General features: G+C 60.8%; 17 protein-coding genes and 1 pseudogene. 16 read left to right on the forward strand and 2 right to left on the reverse strand.

Translation table 11 applies throughout. The features are described 5' to 3' along the window. Positions 1 to 45 precede the first annotated feature (45 nt). From BLT00_RS01385 to BLT00_RS01450, 14 genes are all read left to right on the forward strand, one after another. Positions 46 to 1,149: a WD40/YVTN/BNR-like repeat-containing protein gene (locus BLT00_RS01385; RefSeq protein ID WP_092142662.1), complete on the forward strand. Its 1,104-nt coding sequence runs from the start codon at positions 46 to 48 to the stop codon at positions 1,147 to 1,149. Between the two features lie 4 nt (positions 1,150 to 1,153). Further along, positions 1,154 to 3,682, forward strand: a complete 2,529-nt coding sequence (locus BLT00_RS01390) for an efflux RND transporter permease subunit (protein WP_092142659.1) — start codon at positions 1,154 to 1,156, stop codon at positions 3,680 to 3,682. Between the two features lie 126 nt (positions 3,683 to 3,808). After that, positions 3,809 to 5,011 (forward strand): MFS transporter, encoded by a 1,203-nt coding sequence (locus tag BLT00_RS01395; protein ID WP_092142656.1) that lies wholly within the window; start codon positions 3,809 to 3,811, stop codon positions 5,009 to 5,011. 48 nt (positions 5,012 to 5,059) lie between these two features. Continuing rightward, positions 5,060 to 6,097, forward strand: coding sequence for an aromatic ring-hydroxylating oxygenase subunit alpha (locus BLT00_RS01400; RefSeq protein WP_092142653.1), 1,038 nt, complete (start codon positions 5,060 to 5,062; stop codon positions 6,095 to 6,097). After that, positions 6,097 to 7,047 carry a PDR/VanB family oxidoreductase gene (locus BLT00_RS01405; protein ID WP_092142650.1) on the forward strand — a complete coding sequence of 317 codons (951 nt, stop codon included), beginning with the start codon at positions 6,097 to 6,099 and terminating at the stop codon, positions 7,045 to 7,047. The genes BLT00_RS01400 and BLT00_RS01405 overlap by 1 nt, the downstream gene beginning before the upstream one ends. Positions 7,048 to 7,110: 63 nt before the next feature. Further along, on the forward strand, positions 7,111 to 7,683 hold the full coding sequence (locus tag BLT00_RS01410) for a cupin domain-containing protein (RefSeq protein WP_092142647.1): 573 nt from the start codon (positions 7,111 to 7,113) through the stop codon (positions 7,681 to 7,683). Continuing rightward, complete coding sequence (locus BLT00_RS01415) at positions 7,680 to 8,672, forward strand: fumarylacetoacetate hydrolase family protein (RefSeq protein WP_092142644.1); 993 nt, start codon at positions 7,680 to 7,682, stop codon at positions 8,670 to 8,672. Before BLT00_RS01410 ends, BLT00_RS01415 begins: the two co-directional genes overlap by 4 nt. Beyond that, positions 8,663 to 9,670, forward strand: coding sequence for an NAD-dependent epimerase/dehydratase family protein (locus tag BLT00_RS01420; protein ID WP_092142641.1), 1,008 nt, complete (start codon positions 8,663 to 8,665; stop codon positions 9,668 to 9,670). The genes BLT00_RS01415 and BLT00_RS01420 overlap by 10 nt, the downstream gene beginning before the upstream one ends. After that, complete coding sequence (locus BLT00_RS01425) at positions 9,657 to 10,442, forward strand: cyclase family protein (protein ID WP_092142639.1); 786 nt, start codon at positions 9,657 to 9,659, stop codon at positions 10,440 to 10,442. Before BLT00_RS01420 ends, BLT00_RS01425 begins: the two co-directional genes overlap by 14 nt. Continuing rightward, a complete protein-coding gene (locus tag BLT00_RS01430) occupies positions 10,439 to 11,353 on the forward strand; it encodes a LysR family transcriptional regulator (protein WP_256572739.1) in 915 nt (304 codons plus the stop codon). Before BLT00_RS01425 ends, BLT00_RS01430 begins: the two co-directional genes overlap by 4 nt. A gap of 99 nt (positions 11,354 to 11,452) precedes the next feature. Next, on the forward strand, positions 11,453 to 12,463 hold the full coding sequence (locus BLT00_RS01435; RefSeq protein WP_092142636.1) for an ornithine cyclodeaminase family protein: 1,011 nt from the start codon (positions 11,453 to 11,455) through the stop codon (positions 12,461 to 12,463). Positions 12,464 to 12,491: 28 nt separating this feature from the next. Continuing rightward, complete coding sequence (locus BLT00_RS01440) at positions 12,492 to 13,508, forward strand: dihydrodipicolinate synthase family protein (protein WP_092142633.1); 1,017 nt, start codon at positions 12,492 to 12,494, stop codon at positions 13,506 to 13,508. A gap of 16 nt (positions 13,509 to 13,524) precedes the next feature. Continuing rightward, on the forward strand, positions 13,525 to 14,994 hold the full coding sequence (locus tag BLT00_RS01445; RefSeq protein ID WP_092142631.1) for an NAD-dependent succinate-semialdehyde dehydrogenase: 1,470 nt from the start codon (positions 13,525 to 13,527) through the stop codon (positions 14,992 to 14,994). 315 nt (positions 14,995 to 15,309) lie between these two features. Further along, the gene (locus BLT00_RS01450; RefSeq protein ID WP_092142628.1) at positions 15,310 to 16,443 is read left to right on the forward strand and encodes an FAD-dependent oxidoreductase; all 1,134 of its coding nucleotides are present in this window, start codon (positions 15,310 to 15,312) and stop codon (positions 16,441 to 16,443) included. 47 nt (positions 16,444 to 16,490) lie between these two features. On the opposite strand, the gene BLT00_RS01455 is transcribed toward BLT00_RS01450, so the two are convergent. After that, positions 16,491 to 17,189: an EthD domain-containing protein gene (locus BLT00_RS01455; RefSeq protein ID WP_256572740.1), complete on the reverse strand. Its 699-nt coding sequence runs from the start codon at positions 17,187 to 17,189 to the stop codon at positions 16,491 to 16,493. 1,012 nt (positions 17,190 to 18,201) lie between these two features. On the opposite strand from BLT00_RS01455, the gene BLT00_RS01465 reads away from it, so the two are divergent. Continuing rightward, positions 18,202 to 19,530 (forward strand): DUF3100 domain-containing protein, encoded by a 1,329-nt coding sequence (locus BLT00_RS01465; RefSeq protein ID WP_092142619.1) that lies wholly within the window; start codon positions 18,202 to 18,204, stop codon positions 19,528 to 19,530. A 90-nt stretch (positions 19,531 to 19,620) separates the two neighbouring features. Here BLT00_RS01465 and BLT00_RS32375 read toward each other — a convergent pair whose 3' ends face one another. Continuing rightward, positions 19,621 to 19,902 (reverse strand): LysR substrate-binding domain-containing protein, encoded by a 282-nt coding sequence (locus BLT00_RS32375; protein ID WP_092142616.1) that lies wholly within the window; start codon positions 19,900 to 19,902, stop codon positions 19,621 to 19,623. Positions 19,903 to 19,926: 24 nt separating this feature from the next. Here BLT00_RS32375 and BLT00_RS01475 point away from each other — a divergent pair. Next, positions 19,927 to 20,109: pseudogene (locus BLT00_RS01475) on the forward strand (cation:dicarboxylate symporter family transporter); the annotation flags it as partial. Positions 20,110 to 20,234: the final 125 nt, after the last annotated feature.

The raw sequence follows: 20,234 nt of genomic DNA on the forward strand, positions 1-20,234 counted from the left end.
TGTCGGTCTGCCCTTGGGGTGCGAGTGTTTTTCCGAGGTTAGGTTATGAACAGAATCAGTCAGGCGAGCGCTGTGCTCTTGGCCGTGTATTTGCCCTTCGCCACGAGCGAGTGCCTGGCAGGGCCGACTGCCGTGGGCGCACCGTTGAGCACCCCGGCCATGGCGGTGCCGGCGGCGCAGAAGAGCGTATTGATCGATCTGGCGCGGGCCGGCACACGTTTGGTGGCCGTGGGCGAGCGCGGCCTGGTGCTGCTCTCCGACGACAACGGGCAAAGCTGGCGTCAGGCCCCGGTACCGGTTTCGGTCAGCCTGACGGCGGTGCAGTTTGTCGATGCGCGCAATGGCTGGGCAGTGGGTCACGCTGGCGTGGTATTGGTCACCCGCGATGGTGGCGAGCACTGGACGCTGCAACTCGACGGTGCGCGTGCGGCTCAGCTCGAACTGGACGCCGCCAAGGCTGACCAGGCCACGGCTGCCAACCCGGATGACGCATTGGCACGTATACAAAATGCCGAGCGTCTCGTCGCCGATGGCGCCGACAAACCGTTCCTGGCGATCGAGTTCATCGACGCACAACACGGGCTGATCGTCGGTGCCTACGGCCTGGCGCTGTGGACCGCGGACGGCGGTGCCACGTGGCAGTCGCTGATGGGGCACATCGCCAACCCGAACGGGATGCACTTGTACGCCATCAGTCATCAGGGACCGCGCTGGTTCCTGGCTGGCGAGCAGGGTTACCTGGCGCGCTCGGATGACGACGCGGTGTCGTTCAGTCAGTTGGAAAGTCCCTATGAAGGCAGTTTTTTCACCTTGCAGAGCCGCGCCGATGGCGCCCTGTTGGTGGGTGGTCTGAGAGGCAATGCCTTTATCTCCAATGACGGTGGCGCAAGCTTCCAGCACCTGTCTGTCCCTATGCCGATTTCTTTCAACGACGCCACCCGCCTGGCCGGCGGCCAAGTGCTGCTGGTCAACCAGGGTGGCGCGCTGTTTCTCAACGGTGAGCAGAGCGGGGCGACGCTGCAGCAACTGGGCGAGCCCTTGGGCAAACCTGTTTCAAGTGTGATCGAGGCCGCCGATGGCAGCTTGATCGTTGCCGGTTTCACCGGGCTGCAGCGTCTTGCGCAGCCAGCCACTGCCGCTTCGGAGTGAGGTTATGACGTCCCCTGGTAATTTTTCCCAGTCCCCCGCGAATGCGTTCGAAGACTTTGATCCGCGTTCCGGTTCGGTGCTTGAGCGAGCCCTGTTCAACCATCGCCTGTGGGTGTTGCTACTGTGCCTGGCGACCACGCTGGTGCTGGGGTGGCAGTCCAGTCGTGTCGAGCTCAACGCCAGTTTCGAAAAAATGATTCCCACCCATCAGCCCTATATCGCCAACTACCTTGAGCACCAGAAGGAACTGAGCGGGCTGGGTAACTCGGTGCGCATCGCGGTGGTCAACAAGCGGGGCGACATCTACGACAGCGCCTACCTCAAGACGCTGCAGGCGTTGAGCGACAAGATCTATCTGCTGCCCGGTGTCGACCGAGCGTACATGAAGTCGCTCTGGACACCGGCTACCCGCTGGGTGGCGGTGACCGAAGCGGGCCTGGACGGCGGGCCGGTCATTCCAGACAACTACGATGGCGGTGCGGCGAGCCTTGCGGCATTGCGGCGCAATGTCCAACTGTCCAACGAAATTGGCCAGTTGGTGGCGTTCGACCAGGCCTCGAGCATCATCCAGGTACCGCTGCTGCAGCGCACCCCCGATGGCCAGCCGTTGGACTACACCCGGCTGTCGCAACAACTCGAATCGCTGCGCAGCCAGTACCAGAGCGACAGCATCGACATTCGTATCACCGGTTTCGCCAAGAAAGTCGGTGACCTGATCGCCGGCCTGCGGCAGATCCTGGGGTTCTTTGCCGTGGCGATCCTGATCACCACGGTGGTGCTCTATTGGTACACCCGCTGCATTCGCAGCACCTTGCTGGTGGTGTTCTGCTCATTGGTGGCGGTGGTCTGGCAGCTCGGCCTGCTGCCGCTACTGAATTATCAACTGGACCCCTATTCGGTGCTGGTGCCGTTCCTGGTGTTTGCCATTGGCATGAGCCATGGGGCGCAGAAGATGAACGGCATCATGCAGGACATCGGGCGGGGCATGCACCGGGTCGTCGCTGCGCGCTTTACCTTCCGCCGCCTGTTCCTTGCCGGTCTCACCGCGCTGCTCTGCGATGCGGTCGGTTTCGCGGTGCTGATGATCATCAAGATCCAGGTGATCCAGGACCTGGCGATGATTGCCAGTATCGGTGTGGCGGTGCTGATCTTCACTAATCTGATCTTGCTGCCGATATTGCTTTCCTATGTCGGGGTCAGCGGTCGCGCCGCGCGACTGAGCCTGAAAAGCGAGCACGCTGAACAGGCCGGTCAGAATCGCCACGGATTCTGGCGCTTTCTCGACCTGTTCACCCAGCGGCGCTGGGCGGCGTTGTGCATCGCCCTGAGCCTGGCGCTGGCGACGCTCGGCTTCATCGTCAGCCTGCAATTGAAGGTTGGGGATCTGGACGCAGGCGCGCCCGAGCTGCGGGCGGACTCGCGCTACAACCAGGATGACGCGTTCCTGACCCGTCATTATGGCGCCAGCAGCGATCTGTTCGCGGTCATGATCAAGACGCCAGCCAGCGCCTGTTCGCGGTACGACATCCTGCGCAAGGTCGATGCCCTCGACTGGCAGTTGCGCACCTTGCCAGGGGTTGATTCGACCAATTCCCTGGCGCTGCTTAACCGCCGAATGCTGGTGGGCCTCAGTGAAGGCAGCCCGAAGTGGTATGAGCTGCAGAACAACCAGGCGATGCTCAACATGGTCACCGCCGGAGCACCGCGCGGGTTGTACAACGAAGACTGCAGCCTGCTGACGCTGTACGTCTACCTCTCCGACCACAAGGCGCAGACCCTGACCCGCCTGGTGGATCACGTCGAACAGTTCGCCGCGGCGAACAATACCGACGAGGTCCAGTTCCTCCTGGCCGCTGGCAATGCCGGGATCGAGGCGGCGACCAACATCGTCGTCAAGCAGGCCAACCGCGAAATGCTGTTCTGGGTCTATGGCGCCGTGATCCTGCTCTGCCTGATCACCTTCCGTTCCTGGCGCGCCACGATTTGCGCGGTGATTCCGCTGATGCTCACGTCGATCCTCTGTGAGGCGCTGATGGTCTGGCTGAACATCGGCGTCAAGGTCGCGACCCTGCCGGTGATCGCCCTCGGCGTGGGAATCGGCGTCGACTACGCGCTGTATGTGATGAGCATCCTGCTCGCTCATATGCGCCAGGGCACCAGCCTGTCGCACGCGTATTACCGGGCACTGCTGTCCACCGGCAAGGTGGTGATGCTGACCGGTGTGACCCTGGCGATCGGCGTGGCCACCTGGATGTTTTCGCCGATCAAGTTCCAGGCCGACATGGGTGTGCTGCTGGCCTTCATGTTCGTTTGGAACATGGTCGGTGCGCTGGTTCTGTTGCCGGCCCTGGCTCACTTCCTGTTGCCGAGCGAACGTGTCAGCACGGGGCAGGCTGAGGCCAGCCCCAACCACCCGACGAGCCTGCCGCTGATGCCGGCCGTAGCCGAGGAGGGGGCCTGCATGAAGCACTCGCTGCGCCTGACTTCGGGACACGATCAAACGACAACAGCCGCCAATTCCGTCGCGTCATAACAACAAGAAAGGACTTTCCCATGCCTCGTGTGTCGCTGTTCCAGCAGTCTCTATGGCTTGACCTTATCGCCGGCCTGAGTGCCTTCGGCATGGCGTTTTGCGCGACCCAACCACCGGAGGTACGCGATGAACGTTGAACGCCAGGCAGGTTTGCCACAGTCGTTGTTGCTGCTACTCGGTAGTTGCCTGCCGGTGCTCGGTGCGGTGCTGCTGGCTCCCATCCTGCCGCGTATGCAGGAGCACTTCGCCGACACGCCGGGCGTAGCCGTGCTGGTGCCCATTGCCCTGACGCTACCGGCATTGATGATTGCGCTGTTGGCACCCGTGGCCGGGATTATCGCCGACCGGCTCGGGCGCAAGCCGTTGCTGATCGGCGCGATGTTTCTCTACACCGTCTGTGGGGTGCTGCCGCTATGGCTGGAGTCGCTAGAGGTCATCGTGATCAGCCGCGCCGGCATCGGCGTGGCCGAGGCAGCGATCATGACCTGTTGCACCACGATGATGGGCGACTACTACAGCGGCGCGCGGCGTGAACGCATGTTCGCCCTGCAAATGGTTGCGACCTCGTTGTCGGCGGCGATTTTCATTGCCGTCGGTGGCGTGCTCGGCGAGCACGGCTGGCGCACGCCGTTTGCCCTGTATGGGCTGGGGCTGGTGTTTCTACCGCTGATGGTCTGGTTGCTGTGGGAGCCGCGGGCGCAGGTCGTCACCGCGATAACAGCGGTGGGCAGGGCATTCCCCTGGCGCCCCCTGGCACCGTTGTATGCCCTGGCATTCCTGGCGGGCTTGAGCCTGTTCATCGTACCGGTACAAGTCGGTTACCTGCTCAACCTGCTGCATGTCGAAGGCTCGCAGCAGATCGGCATGACCATGGGCGCCAGTCAGTTTGGCGTCCTGGTCGGCGCCCTGAGTTTCCGTCTGTTGCGTGGTGTCCCTGCGCACCGGCAGATGCTCCTGGCTTTCGTCGCGGCCGGTATCGGTGGCGGGCTGCTGGCGGTGGCCGACAGTCATGGGCTGGTGGTGATCGCCGTCCTGATCAATGGCCTGGGCATCGGCCTGATGATGCCGACCCTGCTCACCTGGATCATGAGCCAGGTCGACTTCCAACAGCGCGGCCGCGCCGCCGGCGGCTTCACGGCGATGTTCTTTGCCGGTGAGTTCGCCAGCCCGCTGGTGGTGTTGGCGATTACCGGGGGAATGATCAGCGCTTTGCCAGCCGCACTGGGAATCGTCGCGGGCGTTCAACTGTTGGTGGCCCTGGCCTGCATTCGGTTGCGTGGCCGCAGGTCAGTTTTTCCCGCTGCGGTTGCCGCAGACACTGATCGCTGATCTGCCCATTCGACGTGTCATCAAAATAAGAAAAACGAGGAGAACATCATGAGTTATTTGCTCAACACCTGGTACATCGCTGGATGGGCGGACGAGCTGGCGCAAGGTGGGATGCTTGGCAGAACCATCGTCGAGCACCCCATCGTGTTCTTTCGCAATAGCCAGGGTGCGATCCAGGCGCTCGCCGATCGTTGCCCGCACCGTTTTGCCCCGCTGCACATGGGCAAGATTGTCGGCGACAGCGTTCAGTGTCCGTACCACGGCTTGCGTTTCGATGGCAGTGGCCAATGTACGCACAATCCCCACGGCGATGGGAGTATCCCCAAGGCTGCCTGTGTCCGCGCGTTCGCGGTCGCTGAGCGCCATGGGGCAATCTGGGTCTGGCCTGGCGATCCGAATGTGGCCAACGATGCGCTGATCCCTGATTTTTCCTTTTTCGAGCAGGCGCCAACCGACGCCAAAGGGCACGGCTATTTGCCGACGCGTGCGCACTACGAGCTGCTGGCCGACAACATCATGGACTTGAGCCACGTTGATTTCCTGCACCCCGATACGCTCGGTGGCGGAGCGTTGTCCCGCACGCGCGCCACCATCGAGGAGTTGCCCAACGATCGCGTGCGCATCAGTTGGTGGGCGCCGGATGATGTGCCTCCACCGGCCTTCGGCGCTCATCTTGAAGATCCGACTCGGGCGGACGTCTGGGCCGAGGTCATCTGGCACGCCCCCGGCCTGATGCTGCTGGGCAGTGGCGCCACGCCTCCAGGGTGCCCCAGGGAAGAGGGACCCGTGACATGGAACCTGCACCTGATGACACCGCAGGACGCGACCAATACCCATTACTTCTTCGCCAACACGCGCAGTTTCGAGCAGGACAATGCGCAGTTGAATGCCTTCGTCCAGGAGATGTTGATCGGTATTTTCGCCGGTGAGGACAAACCCATGGTCGAGGCTCAACAGCGCCAGATTGGCGAGGTTGAGCTGCTTGGCCTTAACCCGGTGTTGCTGCCGGTCGATGCAGGGGCTGTGCGTTGCCGACGTGTTCTGCGTCGGTTGATCGCCGCTGAACAGCCGATGGGTAGCCAGTGATGATCGATGTCGTTGTGACCCGCAAGCGCCGCGAAGCCGAAGGCATCTACAGCTTTGAACTGGCCGCGATTGATCGTCGCCCTCTGCCGGCTTTCAGCGCCGGCTCGCATATCGACGTGCACCTGCCCAATGGCCTGGTGCGGCAGTACTCGCTGTGCAATCACCCTGAAGAACGCCACCGCTACCTGCTGGGCGTGTTGCTCGACCCGGCGTCTCGCGGCGGCTCGCAGGCCATGCACGAGCAGGTGCACGAAGGCAGCCGGCTGCGGATCAGCGAGCCACGCAACCTGTTCCCGCTGGAGCATGCGGCCGGGGACAGCGTGCTGTTCGCAGGCGGTATCGGCATTACGCCGATCCTCTGCATGGCCGAGCGCCTGGCTCGGATTGGCGCGCTTTTCGAGCTGCACTACTGCGGTCGCTCGGCTGAACGCATGGCCTTTATCGACTACATCCGCCATTCGCCATTTGCCGACCGTGTGCATATCCATGTGGACGACGGTGAGGATTCCCAGCGTCTCGACACCGCCCGGGTTTTATCCATGCCCGCCGCCGATCGCCACCTGTACGTTTGTGGCCCTACTGGCTTCATGGAGCACGTGCTCGGCACTGCGCGCGAGCAGGGCTGGGCCGAGGCGCAACTGCACCGTGAGTACTTTACCGCCGCTGTCCCGACGGGTGAGGCGGGCGGCTTTGAGGTGCAGTTGGCCAGTTCGGGGCGGTGTCTGCAGGTGCCTGCCGATCGCAGCGTTGCCCAGGTGCTGCTGGAGGCCGGCATCGACATCCCGTTGTCTTGCGAACAGGGCATCTGTGGCACCTGCCTCACGCGCGTACTGGAAGGCGAGCCGGACCATCGCGACATGTTCTTGACCGATGCCGAGCGGGCCCGCAACGACCAGTTCACGCCTTGCTGCTCGCGTGCGAGGAGCGCGCGGCTGGTGCTCGATCTCTAAGGTTTTTACATGGATTCATCGTTACCCGCTGGCGCGTTTCGCCAACTGATTGAGGACTAGAACATGCAACAGCTTCCTGGTTTCAAACGCGTGGTCACCGGGCACGATGCCCAGGGCCAGGCGGTGGTCGCGCTCAGCGGACCAACGCCGAACAGTTTTCCGCTCAAGGCCGTACCCGGCACGGTCTTCCATGAGATCTGGAACAGTGGCGCCAGCCCGGCCGTGCTAGACAACGGCGACGACCCCACCCGCAAGCCGCTTCAATTGAGTCCAGCCCCACTGGGCAGTGTGATTCGCGTGGTGGATATTCCGCCTGACAGCGTGCAGAACCAGGTCAGCGCCGAGGACGCGGCGGCGGCTTTCGCCGAAATTGGCCAGGCCCATGCCGGCACGGGGCAGGCTGATTCCAAGCACAAGCTGATGCACCGCACCGAAACCCTCGATTACGGCGTGGTCACCGAGGGCGAGGTCTGGCTGGTGCTCGATGGCGAGGAGGTGCATCTCAAGCGCGGGGACATCGTCGTGCAGCGAGGCACCAACCACGCCTGGAGCAATCGCACCGAGCAGATGGCCCGCATGCTCTTCGTGCTGCTCGATGGCCGCTTCGCCCCCGAGCTGCAAGGAGAACCGGCATGAAGCTCAGTACCCTCAAGAATCACAACCGCGACGGTTGCCTGCTGGTGGTGTCCCGCGACTTGGCCTGGGCGGTGGATGCCAGCGATATTGCCGCGACGCTGCAGGATGCCATCGATCATTGGTCCAGCGTCGAGGCCGCTTTGCGCGTGCGGTATGAGGCCTTGAATGAGGGCACCCAGGCCGGTGCCTTTGCCTTCGATCCAGCGCAGGCCGCCGCACCCTTGCCGCGTGCCTGGCAGTGGTTGGATGCCTCGTCGTTCCTCAGCCACGGGGAGCGGATGCAAAAGGCGTTTGCGCTTGATCCGATCGAAGGCGTTGAACACACCCCGCTGATGTACCAGGGTTGCGGCGATGATTTCCTGGGCCCTCACGACGACATCGTTCTACCGAGTGAGGCCCACGGCATCGACTTTGAAGGCGAGTACGCGGTGTTGGTCGATGACGTGCCCATGGGCTGCTCGGCAGAGCAGGCCAGCCGTCATATTCGGCTCATTCTGCAAGTCAACGATATCAGCCTGCGTGCGCTCGCCCCCCGTGAAATGAAGACTGGCTTCGGTTTTATCCAAGCCAAATCCTCGTCCAGTTTTGCCCCGGTGGCGGTCACCCCCGATGAGTTGGGCGAGGCCTGGCGCGATGGGCGTGTGCACTTGCCGCTGAAGGTTGAATGGAATGGCAAGTGGTTTGGCCATGCCCATGGCGGTGCCATGCATTTCGGCTTTCATCAGTTGATTGCCCACGCGGCATTGACCCGGCGCCTCAGGGCGGGCTGCCTGATTGGTTCCGGCACCGTCTCCAATGCCGACCCCACGGTTGGCGCGGCCTGCATCGCCGAACGTCGTGCCGTCGAGATGATCGAGCAGGGCGCGCCACAGACACCCTTCATGCGCTTTGGCGATCGCGTGCGCATGGAAGTCTTCGACCAGCAAGGGCAGTCGGTTTTCGGGGCGATAGACCAGCGTGTCGTGCGCGGAGGTATCCCATGCGCGTGATGATTACCGGGGCCAATGGTTTTGTCGGGCGGGCGCTGGTGAAACGATTGCTCGAAACCAATGCGTTACAAGGCCGGTCGATCAGCGCGTTGATCCTGCTGGATAAAGAGTTGGTGGGCTTTGCTGACGATAAGCGCCTGCGCCGGCACTGCGGCAGTGTGACCGACGCCGCGTTATTGCGCCGTGCGTTGGCCGATGGCATTGATGTGGTTTTTCACTTGGTCAGCGTCCCGGGTGGCGCGGCCGAGCAGCACTATTCGCTGGGCTATCAGGTCAACCTGTTGGCAAGCCTGGAACTGCTTGATCAGTTGCGCGAACAGCCGGGCCGGCCAGTGCTGGTCTATGCCAGCAGCGTGGCGGTGTACGGTGGCGACCTGCCGGCCCGCATGGATGAGCGTGCGGTGCCGAGCCCGCAGCTGAGTTACGGTGCGCACAAGGTGATGGTGGAAATGGCCCTCAACGACCTTGCCCGACGAGGCGAGGTGGACGGTCGTGCCGTGCGCCTGCCCGGCATTGTCGCACGTCCACGTGAACCCAATGGACTGCGTTCGGCGTTCATGAGCGACCTGCTGCACGCCTTCGCCGAAGGCCAGCCATATTGCTGCCCGGTCTCACTGCAGGCGCAGGCATGGTGGATGTCCGTGCGGTGTTGCGTGGATAACCTGCTACGGGCTGCCGAACTGCCGGCTGCCGAGCTCGGTGAGTCACGCGTTTGGCAACTGCCGCTGTTGCACCTGTCCATTGCCCAGGTCATCGATGCCTTGGCCGCGGCCTATGGCCAGGAACGCCGCGCATTGATCAGCTTCGCACCGGATGCCGGGCTGCAAGCGTTGTTCGGCAATTTTCCGGCGATGAAAACCCCTCTGGCCCGCGCCCTTGGCTTTCGCCATGACGGCTCGGCAGCCGCCTTGATACGTAACAGTTTGAACACGGCTACCCCGACGCGTCGTGCGCGTGGGCGGGTGGCGCTTGGAGTGAGCGAAAATGCAATCAACTAAACGCCGCCTGGTGGACCTGTCCGTTACCCTGGACAACAACCCTTACACCGATCCACCGCCGTTGCTGCCGAAAATCGACTACATGGACCATCAGCAAGGCTGGCCGGAGATGGCCGCGATGTTTCCCGGCCTGTCCAAGGCGCAACTGCCCGGCGACGAGTCCTGGGCGGCTGAGCGCCTGCAGATCACGACGCACAGCGGTACGCATATGGACGCCCCTTGGCACTACGCCTCGACCACGGACGGTGGCAAGCCGGCGTTTGGCATCGACGAGTTGCCGTTGGAATGGTGCCTGCAACCGGGCGTGAAACTGGACTTTCGTCATTTGCCGGATGGCCATGTGGTCAGCGCTGCCGAAGTGCAAGCCGAGCTGGCGCGCATCGAACACGTCCTCCAGCCGTTGGACATTGTCTTGATCAACACCCGCGCCGGGGCGCTGTTTGGCCAGCCTGGGTATCTGGATGCCGGGGTTGGCATCGGTCGCGAGGCCACGTTGTATCTGCTTGAGCGCGGTGTGCGCGTGGTCGGCACCGATGCCTGGAGCTGGGATGCGCCGTTCAAGTACACGCGCGAACGCTTCGCCGCCACGGGTGACGCGTCGATCATCTGGGAAGGGCACAAGGCCGGACGTGACATCGGCTACGGCCAGATGGAGAAACTGACCAACCTGGAATGCCTGCCTGCCCATGGCTTCCAGGTGTCCTGCTTCCCCTACAAGATCAGGCACGCTTCGGCTGGTTTTGTCCGTGCCGTAGCGATTTTCGAGGAATGAGCGTGACTGCGGACGCTGCTTTGACGATTGTCGATCCCCGCTGGACATTGTTTGTGCGGGTCGCGGCGGCTGGAAGCCTCAGTAAAGCGGCTGTTTTACTGGATATGCCGCAGTCCATGGTGAGTCGAAACATTGCTCAGCTCGAATCGCAATGTGGCGAGCGGCTGTTTCATCGTACCGGCCGTGGGGTGCTCCTGACTGAGTTTGGGGAGCAGTTGCTGCCTTGCGTATCGAGTCTTCTCGCGGACGCCGAAGGCCTGGCCGATGACATTCGTACCCGGCGTGGAAAGCCGGTGGGAGAGGTGGTCGTGGGGATGCTGCCTTCGGCGGTCCGGCGGTTTGCCGGTACGCTTTTCGCGGCGGTGCAAGCACAGATGCCGGGTGTGAGATTGCACCTGATCGAGGGCGCGAGTGCGCAACTCGAAGAGCAGTTGCAGGATGGTCGTCTGGATATGGCGCTGGTCCTGCGCGAGAACGAAGCCAGCATCGGCGAGGCGTATCTACTGGCCAGGCTGGCGCTGCATTTGATAGGGCCAGCCCGCGATCCGCTCTTTGCCGAGCGAGACATTGCGTTAGAGCGGCTATCTGGATTGCCACTGGTCGTCCCGGGGCGTCCCCATCTGTTAAGGGCCAGGCTCGATCATCTGGCCGCCGAACAGTGCGTGGAGTTGTGCGTTGCCGTGGAAGCCGACTCCGTCCAGCTCCAGTACGAAGTCGTCGCGGCTGGCGGAGGTTATGCGATTGCCTCTGTGCTACCGGGCTCGCTGGATCAACGACTGATTTCATCGCGCATTATCGAGCCCGTGCTGGAGCGCTTTGTCGTGCTGGTCGAGTCGCCCCGTCGCCCCTTGACCCGTGCTTCCCGTGAAGTGCGACGGCTGATTTGCAATCTGTCCATGCCATCGATTTGAGCGATAGCTGCTTTCGATCCCAAGCAGTATCCGGTGGGGTGCGCGCCTCGTAGGGTGTCAGTCAATCAATGATTGATACCCGATTGCGAGGTTAGCGATATGCATCATGCCCAAGAGTCCCAAGTCATTACCCCGACGCTTTTTCTCAGCGACGCCGATGTTGCCTCGCTCGCCGACTGGAGCACAGCCGTTGCCGCGCTCGCGCAGGCGTATGCCTGCCCTACGACGGATGCCATGGTGCCGCCTCGTTCCATGGCCCGCGGCGACGGTATCTGGTTGCGCAGTTTGACTGCTGTACCTCCCGCTGGCGGCCAAATGGGCTGCAAGTTGATCGCGGCCTCCATGCGGGCACGCTGCGCCAGCTACCTGATCGCATTGTTCGACCAGCAAACCATGGCGCTTAGCGCTTTGATCGACGGCAATCGGGTGACGGGTTTGCGCACCGCTGCAACCGCTGCGCTGGCGGTCGATCTGCTGGCGCCTCAACGAGCGCTGCGGGTGGGCGTGATTGGTGCCGGGTTTGAAGCGCGTGGCGCACTTGACTGCCTCAAGGCCGTGCGCGATGTCGCCCATGTCCGGGTGTTCAGCCCTACGCCCGCGAGCCGCGAGCGGTTTGCCGAAAGCTTCAGGCCGGGGCTGGATATCCAAGCGGTGAACACTGCGCAAGAAGCCGTGAAGGACTGCGATGTGGTGATCTGTGCTGCACGCAGTCGTGACGAGTCTGCGGTGTTGCAAGGGGCATGGCTTTGCCCGGGCGTGACGGTCGTGTCGTTGGGTTCCACCTTGCCTGAGCAACGGGAGGTTGACCCGGTCACGATGGAGCGAGCCGTCTGCATCGTCGCCGATATGCCGCAAGAGGTACTTCACGATACCGGCGACGCCATTGCTGCGATCAGCGCCGGTGTTTATGTCGCCGACAAATTAGTCGCGCTGTCGGATCTGGTCGCGGGGCGCGTCAATCCGCGCCAGAAAGACAGCGACATCGTTCTCTACAAATCGGTTGGCTCGGCGCTGCAGGATGTCGTCATCGCACAAGCGTTGTACGAGCGCGCCAGGCAACAAGGCCTCGGCATCGAGCTGCCTGCCAGCATTGTCCCTGTCTCGAAATAATCCCCTCCACTGTTCGAAGGAAATCATCATGGCCACTTACAAGAAAGCTGATGCCCGCGCCTGGGCCCGTGAATACCTGGTGGGCTGCTCGGCTGTCACCATCCCCAGCTTCAGTGCTGACCTGAAGCGTCTCAATGAGCGTGGCATTCGCCACGACATCGAGCACACGGTTGGCCTGGGCTACAGCAGCACGTTGCTCTGCAGCGAACTGGCGATCTCTGCCCAGGACAACGCTCAATTCACCGCCTGGGCGCGGGAGTCGGGGAAAGACCTGATCCTGTTCTTCCACGCGGCTTTTGGCACGCTTGCCGAGAACATCGAGGCGGTGAAACTCGCTGAGAATGCCGGCGCCGATATCGTCCTGCTTTCCTATCCACCACAGTTCTGGCCGACCAGCGAGCAGGAAATCTACGACTACACCAAGGCATTCTGCGACGCGACGGACCTGGCCGTCATGCTCTTCCCGATTCCGCTCTGGGGCTTTGAGCGCGTGCATCCGGCGGGTATGTCGCTGGAATTGGTCCGTCGGCTGCTGGCCGATTGTCCGAACATCGCGGCGATCAAATCGGAGCAAGGGTTTCCGCTGCCGGCGGGCATTTGCGAGATGTATTACCACTTCCGTGATCAGGTGGTGATCAGTTGCCCGATTGAAGGTGACGCAATCCCGTTGATGAGCCTGATGAAGTTGCAGTTCTCCGGCACCAGCAACACCGCTTGGATGAGCGACTACTACCCGAAAGCTTTCGAACTGGCCCGCACGGGCCGCTTCGAAGAAGCGATGGAGTTGTATTGGAAGGTTAACCCGGCACGCAGTGCCAATGGCGCCGCCGCGCAAAGCTATGCCGGCGGTACCGGGGTGCTCAATCGCACGATGTGGAAATACCAGGACTGGCTCGCCGGCTTCAACGGCGGCCCACTGCGTGCCCCGGCGATGCGCGTGCCGGATCGTCTCATGAAATCTTTGCGCCAAGGGCTGGTTGCAGCGGGCCTGCCGGTGACTTCGGATCCGGATAGCGCGTTCATGATCGGGCGTCACCCTTGCTGATTAAGAGGATTGCAAAGTGAAGCATTTACTTAAGGATCCGACGCTGTGGCGCACCGGTGCCTACATCGCCGGCGAGTGGTTGAACGAGACGCCGCACGGTCGGTACACGCTGCGTAATCCGGTGGATCAAGCGGTGCTCATCGAGCTGCCGCGCTGCCGCGAAACTGAAGTTCGGCACGCTATCGATGCGGCGCATGCGGCCTTTGGTCCATGGCGACGCTTGACGGCTAAATGCCGGGGTGAGGTGTTGCGCCGTTGGTATGAGTTGATGGTTGAACATCGGGAGGACATTGCCACGCTGATTACCCTGGAGGAGGGCAAGCCCCTGGAGGAGGCGCGCGGTGAAGTCGATTACGCTGCGTCGTTTGTACGATGGTTTTCCGAAGAAGCCACACGGGTGCGCGGTGATTTGATTCCGGGCGTAAAGGACACTCAGCGTATTGTGGTACTGCGTGAACCCATCGGGGTTTGCGCCGCGATCACGCCCTGGAATTTCCCCGCTGCGATGATCACGCGCAAGGCAGCTCCGGCACTCGCGGCTGGTTGCACGATGGTGGTGAAACCGGCCAGTCAGACACCCCTGACCGCGCTGGCGCTCGCTGAACTTGCGCAGCGCGCGGGTGTGCCGGCCGGTGTTTTCAGTGTGATCACGGGGAATGACACCCGCGACATTGCCGGTGAACTCACGGCCAACCCGTTGGTGCGCAAACTCACCTTCACCGGGTCCACGGAAGTGGGCCGGTTGCTGTTGGCGCAAGCGGCCCAGACGGTCAAGAAATGCTCCATGGAGCTGGGCGGCAACGCGCCGTTTATTGTTTTCGACGATGCTGATCTTGATGCGGCGGCTGACGGGGTGATGCTGGCCAAGTTTCGCAATGGCGGGCAGTCCTGTATTGGCGCGAACCGGGTCCTAGTGCAGTCAGGGATTCACGACGCACTGGCCGAACGTATCGTCGAGCGCATGGCACGCTTGAAGGTGGGCAATGGCCTGGAGCCGGGTGTACAGGTCGGGCCGTTGATCGATGACGCGGCGGTACGCAAATCCCAGGCCCTTGTTGATGATGCGCTGGCGCAAGGTGCTCGACTGCTGTCCGGCGGCAAGCCTCATGCGCTGGGTGGGTGTTTCTTCCAGCCCACCTTGTTGGCTGATGTGACTCATGAAATGCGGGTCGCTCGCGAAGAGATCTTCGGCCCGGTCATGCCTCTGGTGCGTTTCGACAGTGACGACGAGGCCATTACGATGGCCAATGACAGCGAGTTTGGCTTGGCTGCGTATCTGTACAGCCGTGACGCGGCCCGCATCTGGCGCAACGCGGCTCGCATCGAATCGGGCATGGTGGGCATCAACTGTGGTTTGATTTCAAATGAAGTCGCCCCCTTCGGCGGTGTGAAGCAGAGCGGTCTTGGGCGAGAGGGATCGCACCTTGGGATCGACGAATTCCTTGAAGTTAAATACCTCTGCTGGGATGGCTTGGAAAGCGTTTGAACTAACGTCGTTAAAGGCCGATGGATAGCGGTTCGCATGAGCCGCAGTTCGCCGGCCCTTTTTATTTGTTCTGCCGCAAAGGCAGGCATCCCGATCAAGGCGTCCGGCTCATCTGCGAGACCCATCGCCGCCAGCGATACCTCGGATTGTGCAAAGCGATTTCAGCGCTGATATCCGATTCGATAGTCTCGTGGCTGATCCGGCATTTTCGTCGGCATTCCATGTTTCTGCGGCATTGACGCGATGACGCCGCAGCGCTTGTCGGTGCGCCATGCAATGTCTGCCCGAGTGAATAAGAATAATTAGGAGAGCGTGATGATTGCAGCAGTCAGTAAGGTCCTGGTGATCGGGGGAGGGTTCTCCGGTATGACCGCGGCTATCCAGCTCGCCCGTCAGGGCATCGAAGTGGACCTCGTCGAAATCGACCCTTTGTGGTGTCCTTTGGGAGCGGGAATTACGCTCAGTGGGCCCACTCTGCGAGCACTTGATACGGTTGGGATTCTGGAAAGGGTCGCTGGGGAAGGGTACCTGTCGACCAATTTCGACGTGTTTTCACCGGCGGGCGACCTGATCGTGCAATTGGCGCTTCGACCGCCGGTCAGCGATAAACCGATTCCCTGTGGTGGCGGTATCCTGCGCCCGGTGCTGGCTCGAATCTTTGCCGACAGGACGCGGGAAGTGGGTACCCGAGTACGCCTCGGCATCACCTATGACCGCGTCATCGAGCGTGACGATGGCGTTGAAGTGTCTTTCACCGACGGGACCACTGAACGCTATGATCTGGTCGTCGCCGCTGACGGTGTGCATTCGCGCACACGAAAGGACTTTTTCCCGGAAGCACCCTCGCCAAAACCCATTCATCAGAGCGTCTGGCGCGCGGTGCTGAAACGTCCGCCGGAAATCGTGCGTCCCAGTCACTGGCTGGGACGCACCAAGGTTGGCGTCAATCCGATTTCCGAAACGCACATGTATATGTTCCTCATGGAAAACCGCGAGTTTTCCGAGTGGATCGATCCGGCCAGCTGGCCGGGTGAAATGGCGCGCCTGCTGAGTGAGTTTCCAGCCCCGATCCTGCAAACGCTGGTGCCGCAACTGTACGAGGCGGGCGCCAATATCGACTATCGTCCGCTGGCCAATCTGTTGGTGCCGTTGCCCTGGCACAAGGGCCGTATCGTGCTGATCGGCGACACGGTGCATGCCACCACGCCGCATCTGGCTTCTGGGGCTGGCATTGGTATTGAGAGCGCCATCGTGCTTGCCGAAGAATTGCTCGCCAGTAGCAATCTACAGACGGCCCTGAGCCGGTTCGAAATGCGGCGCTGGGAGCGTTGCCAACTCGTGGTCGAGAATTCCGCGCGCCTGTGCGAGATAGAGAAAAGTGGTGGGGACAAGGAAGAGCATGCGCAGATCATGCGTGAGTCCACTGCGACGCTGGCTGAACCTATCTGAGTGATCGCGACCCTTCAGTTGGAGGGGAAGGGTCGCGATGCAGGCCTCTATGAGCAGTGATCGAAAATGACGACCTCTTTGACGTAAGCGAAAAAAGACGCTGAAGTCAGCGCCACGCCGCCCTCGGCAAGTTTTTGAAACAGCGCACGCTGATACTGCCGAAAGGTCGAAAAATCCGCTTCATTTTCAAACCACAGGCTAGAGGCACCTTCGTATACGGTAATGTTTGGCCCGAAATAGGCCGTCACCTTGTCACCCTCGGGTAGGTACCGGGAGCGAACATACCGACGTAGGGCGTTCTGGAAGTCGGGCTGTTCGCGGGTAATGGTCTCGTGAGCTGCGTCCCAAGCGCTGAGAAAACCATCGAGCGCCATCGCGGGATTCTTCTTCAGCAGGATCATCGCCTTCCATTGGAGGGGGGCTTTCGCGACGTTGGCGGTCTCTATTTCTTCATCCATCAATTGAGCGAGCTGCTCGGAAAGGTCAGCGAAGTTCTTTGCATCAGGGCCGACGGTTTGCTGGGTATAGGGGTCGCTGAAGGTGCGAATCAAACCTGGCACGTCTTCAAAAAACAGCTCCGTAATGGAGTCCTTGTGAAAGGACTGTGCGTATGCATTGTCGGCGTCAACCCCGAAAGCCGCGTCGATGACATGGTTCTGCACGTACCGTTTGACACCTAGCGGTTTGGCTTTAGCGATTGCTCCGTGGGTGTGCTCCACATAGTTTAAAAACTCGGCATGCGTCATTCCGGGTTTTCTGCGTACAGCGGCTAGGATTTTTATCATGAGGCGTTCTCGCTTTTGGCAGGGTTAACGGGGCTTGAACCTTAAATGCACTTCGTGCGGTTGGTATTCATCTGATTGTTTTTCAACACCAAATATAAGGCCAGGTTTGTCCCGCAAACCAATCGGTATTCATGCTGGTAGGTATCGCGCAATAACATGCCTGGTAAGCGCTGAGCTCGTTCCGCCATCGCTCATTGCCACATGCGAGTTGTCGTAGGAACTGCACACGAATCAATCGAGACGATTCTCAGAGAGCATTTGGATAACCATGGCTTCGGTGGCGTTGAGATTCATATGGCGGATTCCTCCGCCGCCACTCGACTAAACTCCAATGATCCTTGGGTAGACTTTGCGGTGGCTTCAATTTCTCGCTCGGTTGGACGTGCGCCGGTAGTTCTGCCCAATATCGGTGGGTCTATTCCTAACGATATGTTTGCCCATTCCCTTGGGTTACCGACGCCGTGGATACCTCATTCCTATGCAGCCTGTGCTCAGCGTGCGCCGGATGAGCACCTGTTGACCGGTATTGTTCAAGAGGGGCTGAGGATAATGGCAGGGCTGTGGTGGGACTTGGGAACGCTTGAATTCACATCGCGGACTCACGGAGTAACCACGTAGTGTTTCGCAGCTTCCTGTAGTGCCGCGACCCGTGATCATGCCAGCGTTGGTCTTTTGAGCGTTCACTCTGCGGCAACGATAAACAAAATTCTTGGTATTGGTTGGACGTTATACGGGCGACATACTCGAGGCAGGCTAGTGAGTCTGGTATTAAAAAATAAGTGATTCCTTATCTCGCCGCAGTACAGCGAGCTAGTGGGTCTCGCATAGACCTCGCGCTGCAACACAAAGCCGGCTTTACGTTTAATTATCGACTAGATCGATTTGCATCTGCCCTGGGTGTCGTCGACACCCCCTGAAAACACAATAACTCTTGATTCGGCCGCCACGGCCATCAGCAGGCGAGGGGAATAACATGCAATATACCCAAACCGTGACGCTCGGTGATAACCGAGCCGTGTCCGCTACAACAAAACTTTATATCTGGGCTGCCGTTATTCTCCTGTGTGCCGAACTGATCGGTTCGGTCAGCATTCCCTTGGGCCCCGGGAAGGTCGTGCTTCTTCCTATGGTATGGGCCTTGCTGCTCGGCGCTGCCGTAGGGATTGCCAGCAAGCGCATGCCCGGAACGATTGGTATCGATACCCGCGCTCAGGTGCGTTCCGCCTCAATTCTGCAGCCGGCTCTGTTGATTTTCATCGCCAAGCTCGGCTTGGTGGTGGGCGGGTCTCTGCCGGTGGTGTTTGCGTCCGGTTGGGCCCTGGTCTTTCAGGAGTTCGGCCACTTCGTCGGCACGGTGCTCTTAGGTTTGCCGGTGGCCCTGCTGCTTGGGATCAAGCGAGAGGCGGTAGGTGCGACGTTCTCCGTAGGGCGTGAGCCAAGCCTCGCAATCATTGGCGAACGCTACGGCATGGACTCGCCCGAAGGGCGTGGCGTGCTCGCTGAGTACCTGACCGGTACGCTGTTCGGGGCGTTGTTCATCGCCATCGTTGCCGGCTTCGTCACCAGCCTGGGCATCTTCCACCCGAACTCCCTGGCCATGGGCTCGGGTATCGGCTCAGGCAGCATGATGGCAGCGGCAGCAGGTGCCATCGCTGCCCAGCAAACCCCCGAGGTGGCCAAGGAAGTCATGACGCTGGCAGCAGCGTCTAACTTGATCACCACGACGATCGGCACCTATTTCACGCTATTCATTTCGCTGCCTTTGGCCGTGTGGGGTTACCGCGTCCTTGAGCCGATGATTGGGCGGACCACCAAGGCGTCTACTGCTCAGCATGGGCCGATGCATGATGAGGTCTCACTTGAGACTGTCGAGCTGGGTTGGCTTGGCAAGGTCAGCGCGTGGTTGGCTGCCTGCGCGCTGGCACTGATCGCCAACTACGTGGGCTACAAGACGCTGTCGGGGGACGCGTTCGTGGGCGTGGCACTCATGTTGTTTGCAGCATTTGTCGGTGAGGGGGTATGTAGCCTGCTGCGCCGCAAGATTCCTGCTGTATGCATCGTCTCGCTGGTGGCGATGTTCATGACCTCTCCGCTCTGCCCCTGGGCTACGGAGATTGCTCGCCTTGCCAGCTCGATCAACATCCTGGCCGTCATCACTCCGATGCTGACCTTCGCAGGGCTCTCGATTGCGAAAGATATCCCGGCTTTCCGCCGTTTGGGTTGGAGGATCGTGCTGGTGTCGTTCCTGGCCAACCTCGGGACTTTCATGGGAGCGGTGATGATCGCAGAATTTTTCCATTAGTAGCATCCGCTAGGCATGGCGTGGTGCTGCCTGGCGCCGCGCGCAGCCCTGGCGCTTTTCTAACGCAGCAACGTCGGCTGCTATTGGACCTCAACAACATTTCTTCGCCAAATCAGCGATCGCGTAGCCTAACGCCGCGTGATTCTGCCGCATGAATGCTGCGTAGCATTTGACCGATGGTGCTGGAGGATCTGTTATGAGTACCTCCAGTTTTCCTGAATCGATTTCTGACTGGAAAAGCTCCTTGGGCATGCCGCTCGTCCCTAAGCCGGCACAGACAAGTCCCTTCAGCGCAAATAGGCTGTTGCTTCCGTAAACTCGATCGAAATCCACACCGGCTTCGGCAAATATGGCCTCGCAGCGAATGGTCAACGCCGAGAGAGGCCCTTACAGGATCCGTTGGAGGGGATTGCATTTATCGCGGGTGTGTACCGCTTGATGGACGTGCCTACCACTGCGCTGAACGTTCTGGGTAACGCACTTGCACCGCTGGTGATTGCCAAGTGGGAAGAGAAAAAGGCTGAACCGCGACATTCAAGCACTCGCTCTGCTGCATACCAGCAGAACGAGTCAGCTTGATTGCATGGACACGCCGGCTTCTCCCGCCATGGTTACTGCATAATTAAACTGTCTACCGATGATCGTCGGCCATTGATCGAAATCAGTCAGGCGAAGGGGCAATGCCCGGCAGAGAATTAACTACC

This window comes from Pseudomonas sp. NFACC51 (assembly GCF_900103575.1).
GTDB lineage: Bacteria > Pseudomonadota > Gammaproteobacteria > Pseudomonadales > Pseudomonadaceae > Aquipseudomonas > Aquipseudomonas fluorescens_Q.

What these genes read in the sequence shown, in the direction of transcription:
- BLT00_RS01385 (WP_092142662.1), top strand. Translation starts at nt 46, where the DNA reads ATGAACAGAATCAGTCAGGCGAGCGCTGTGCTCTTGGCCGTGTATTTG.
- BLT00_RS01390 (WP_092142659.1), top strand. Translation starts at nt 1,154, where the DNA reads ATGACGTCCCCTGGTAATTTTTCCCAGTCCCCCGCGAATGCGTTCGAA.
- BLT00_RS01395 (WP_092142656.1), top strand. Translation starts at nt 3,809, where the DNA reads ATGAACGTTGAACGCCAGGCAGGTTTGCCACAGTCGTTGTTGCTGCTA.
- BLT00_RS01400 (WP_092142653.1), top strand. Translation starts at nt 5,060, where the DNA reads ATGAGTTATTTGCTCAACACCTGGTACATCGCTGGATGGGCGGACGAG.
- BLT00_RS01405 (WP_092142650.1), top strand. Translation starts at nt 6,097, where the DNA reads ATGATCGATGTCGTTGTGACCCGCAAGCGCCGCGAAGCCGAAGGCATC.
- BLT00_RS01410 (WP_092142647.1), top strand. Translation starts at nt 7,111, where the DNA reads ATGCAACAGCTTCCTGGTTTCAAACGCGTGGTCACCGGGCACGATGCC.
- BLT00_RS01415 (WP_092142644.1), top strand. Translation starts at nt 7,680, where the DNA reads ATGAAGCTCAGTACCCTCAAGAATCACAACCGCGACGGTTGCCTGCTG.
- BLT00_RS01420 (WP_092142641.1), top strand. Translation starts at nt 8,663, where the DNA reads ATGCGCGTGATGATTACCGGGGCCAATGGTTTTGTCGGGCGGGCGCTG.
- BLT00_RS01425 (WP_092142639.1), top strand. Translation starts at nt 9,657, where the DNA reads ATGCAATCAACTAAACGCCGCCTGGTGGACCTGTCCGTTACCCTGGAC.
- BLT00_RS01430 (WP_256572739.1), top strand. Translation starts at nt 10,439, where the DNA reads ATGAGCGTGACTGCGGACGCTGCTTTGACGATTGTCGATCCCCGCTGG.
- BLT00_RS01435 (WP_092142636.1), top strand. Translation starts at nt 11,453, where the DNA reads ATGCATCATGCCCAAGAGTCCCAAGTCATTACCCCGACGCTTTTTCTC.
- BLT00_RS01440 (WP_092142633.1), top strand. Translation starts at nt 12,492, where the DNA reads ATGGCCACTTACAAGAAAGCTGATGCCCGCGCCTGGGCCCGTGAATAC.
- BLT00_RS01450 (WP_092142628.1), top strand. Translation starts at nt 15,310, where the DNA reads ATGATTGCAGCAGTCAGTAAGGTCCTGGTGATCGGGGGAGGGTTCTCC.
- BLT00_RS01455 (WP_256572740.1), bottom strand. Translation starts at nt 17,189, where the DNA reads ATGACGCATGCCGAGTTTTTAAACTATGTGGAGCACACCCACGGAGCA.
- BLT00_RS01465 (WP_092142619.1), top strand. Translation starts at nt 18,202, where the DNA reads ATGCAATATACCCAAACCGTGACGCTCGGTGATAACCGAGCCGTGTCC.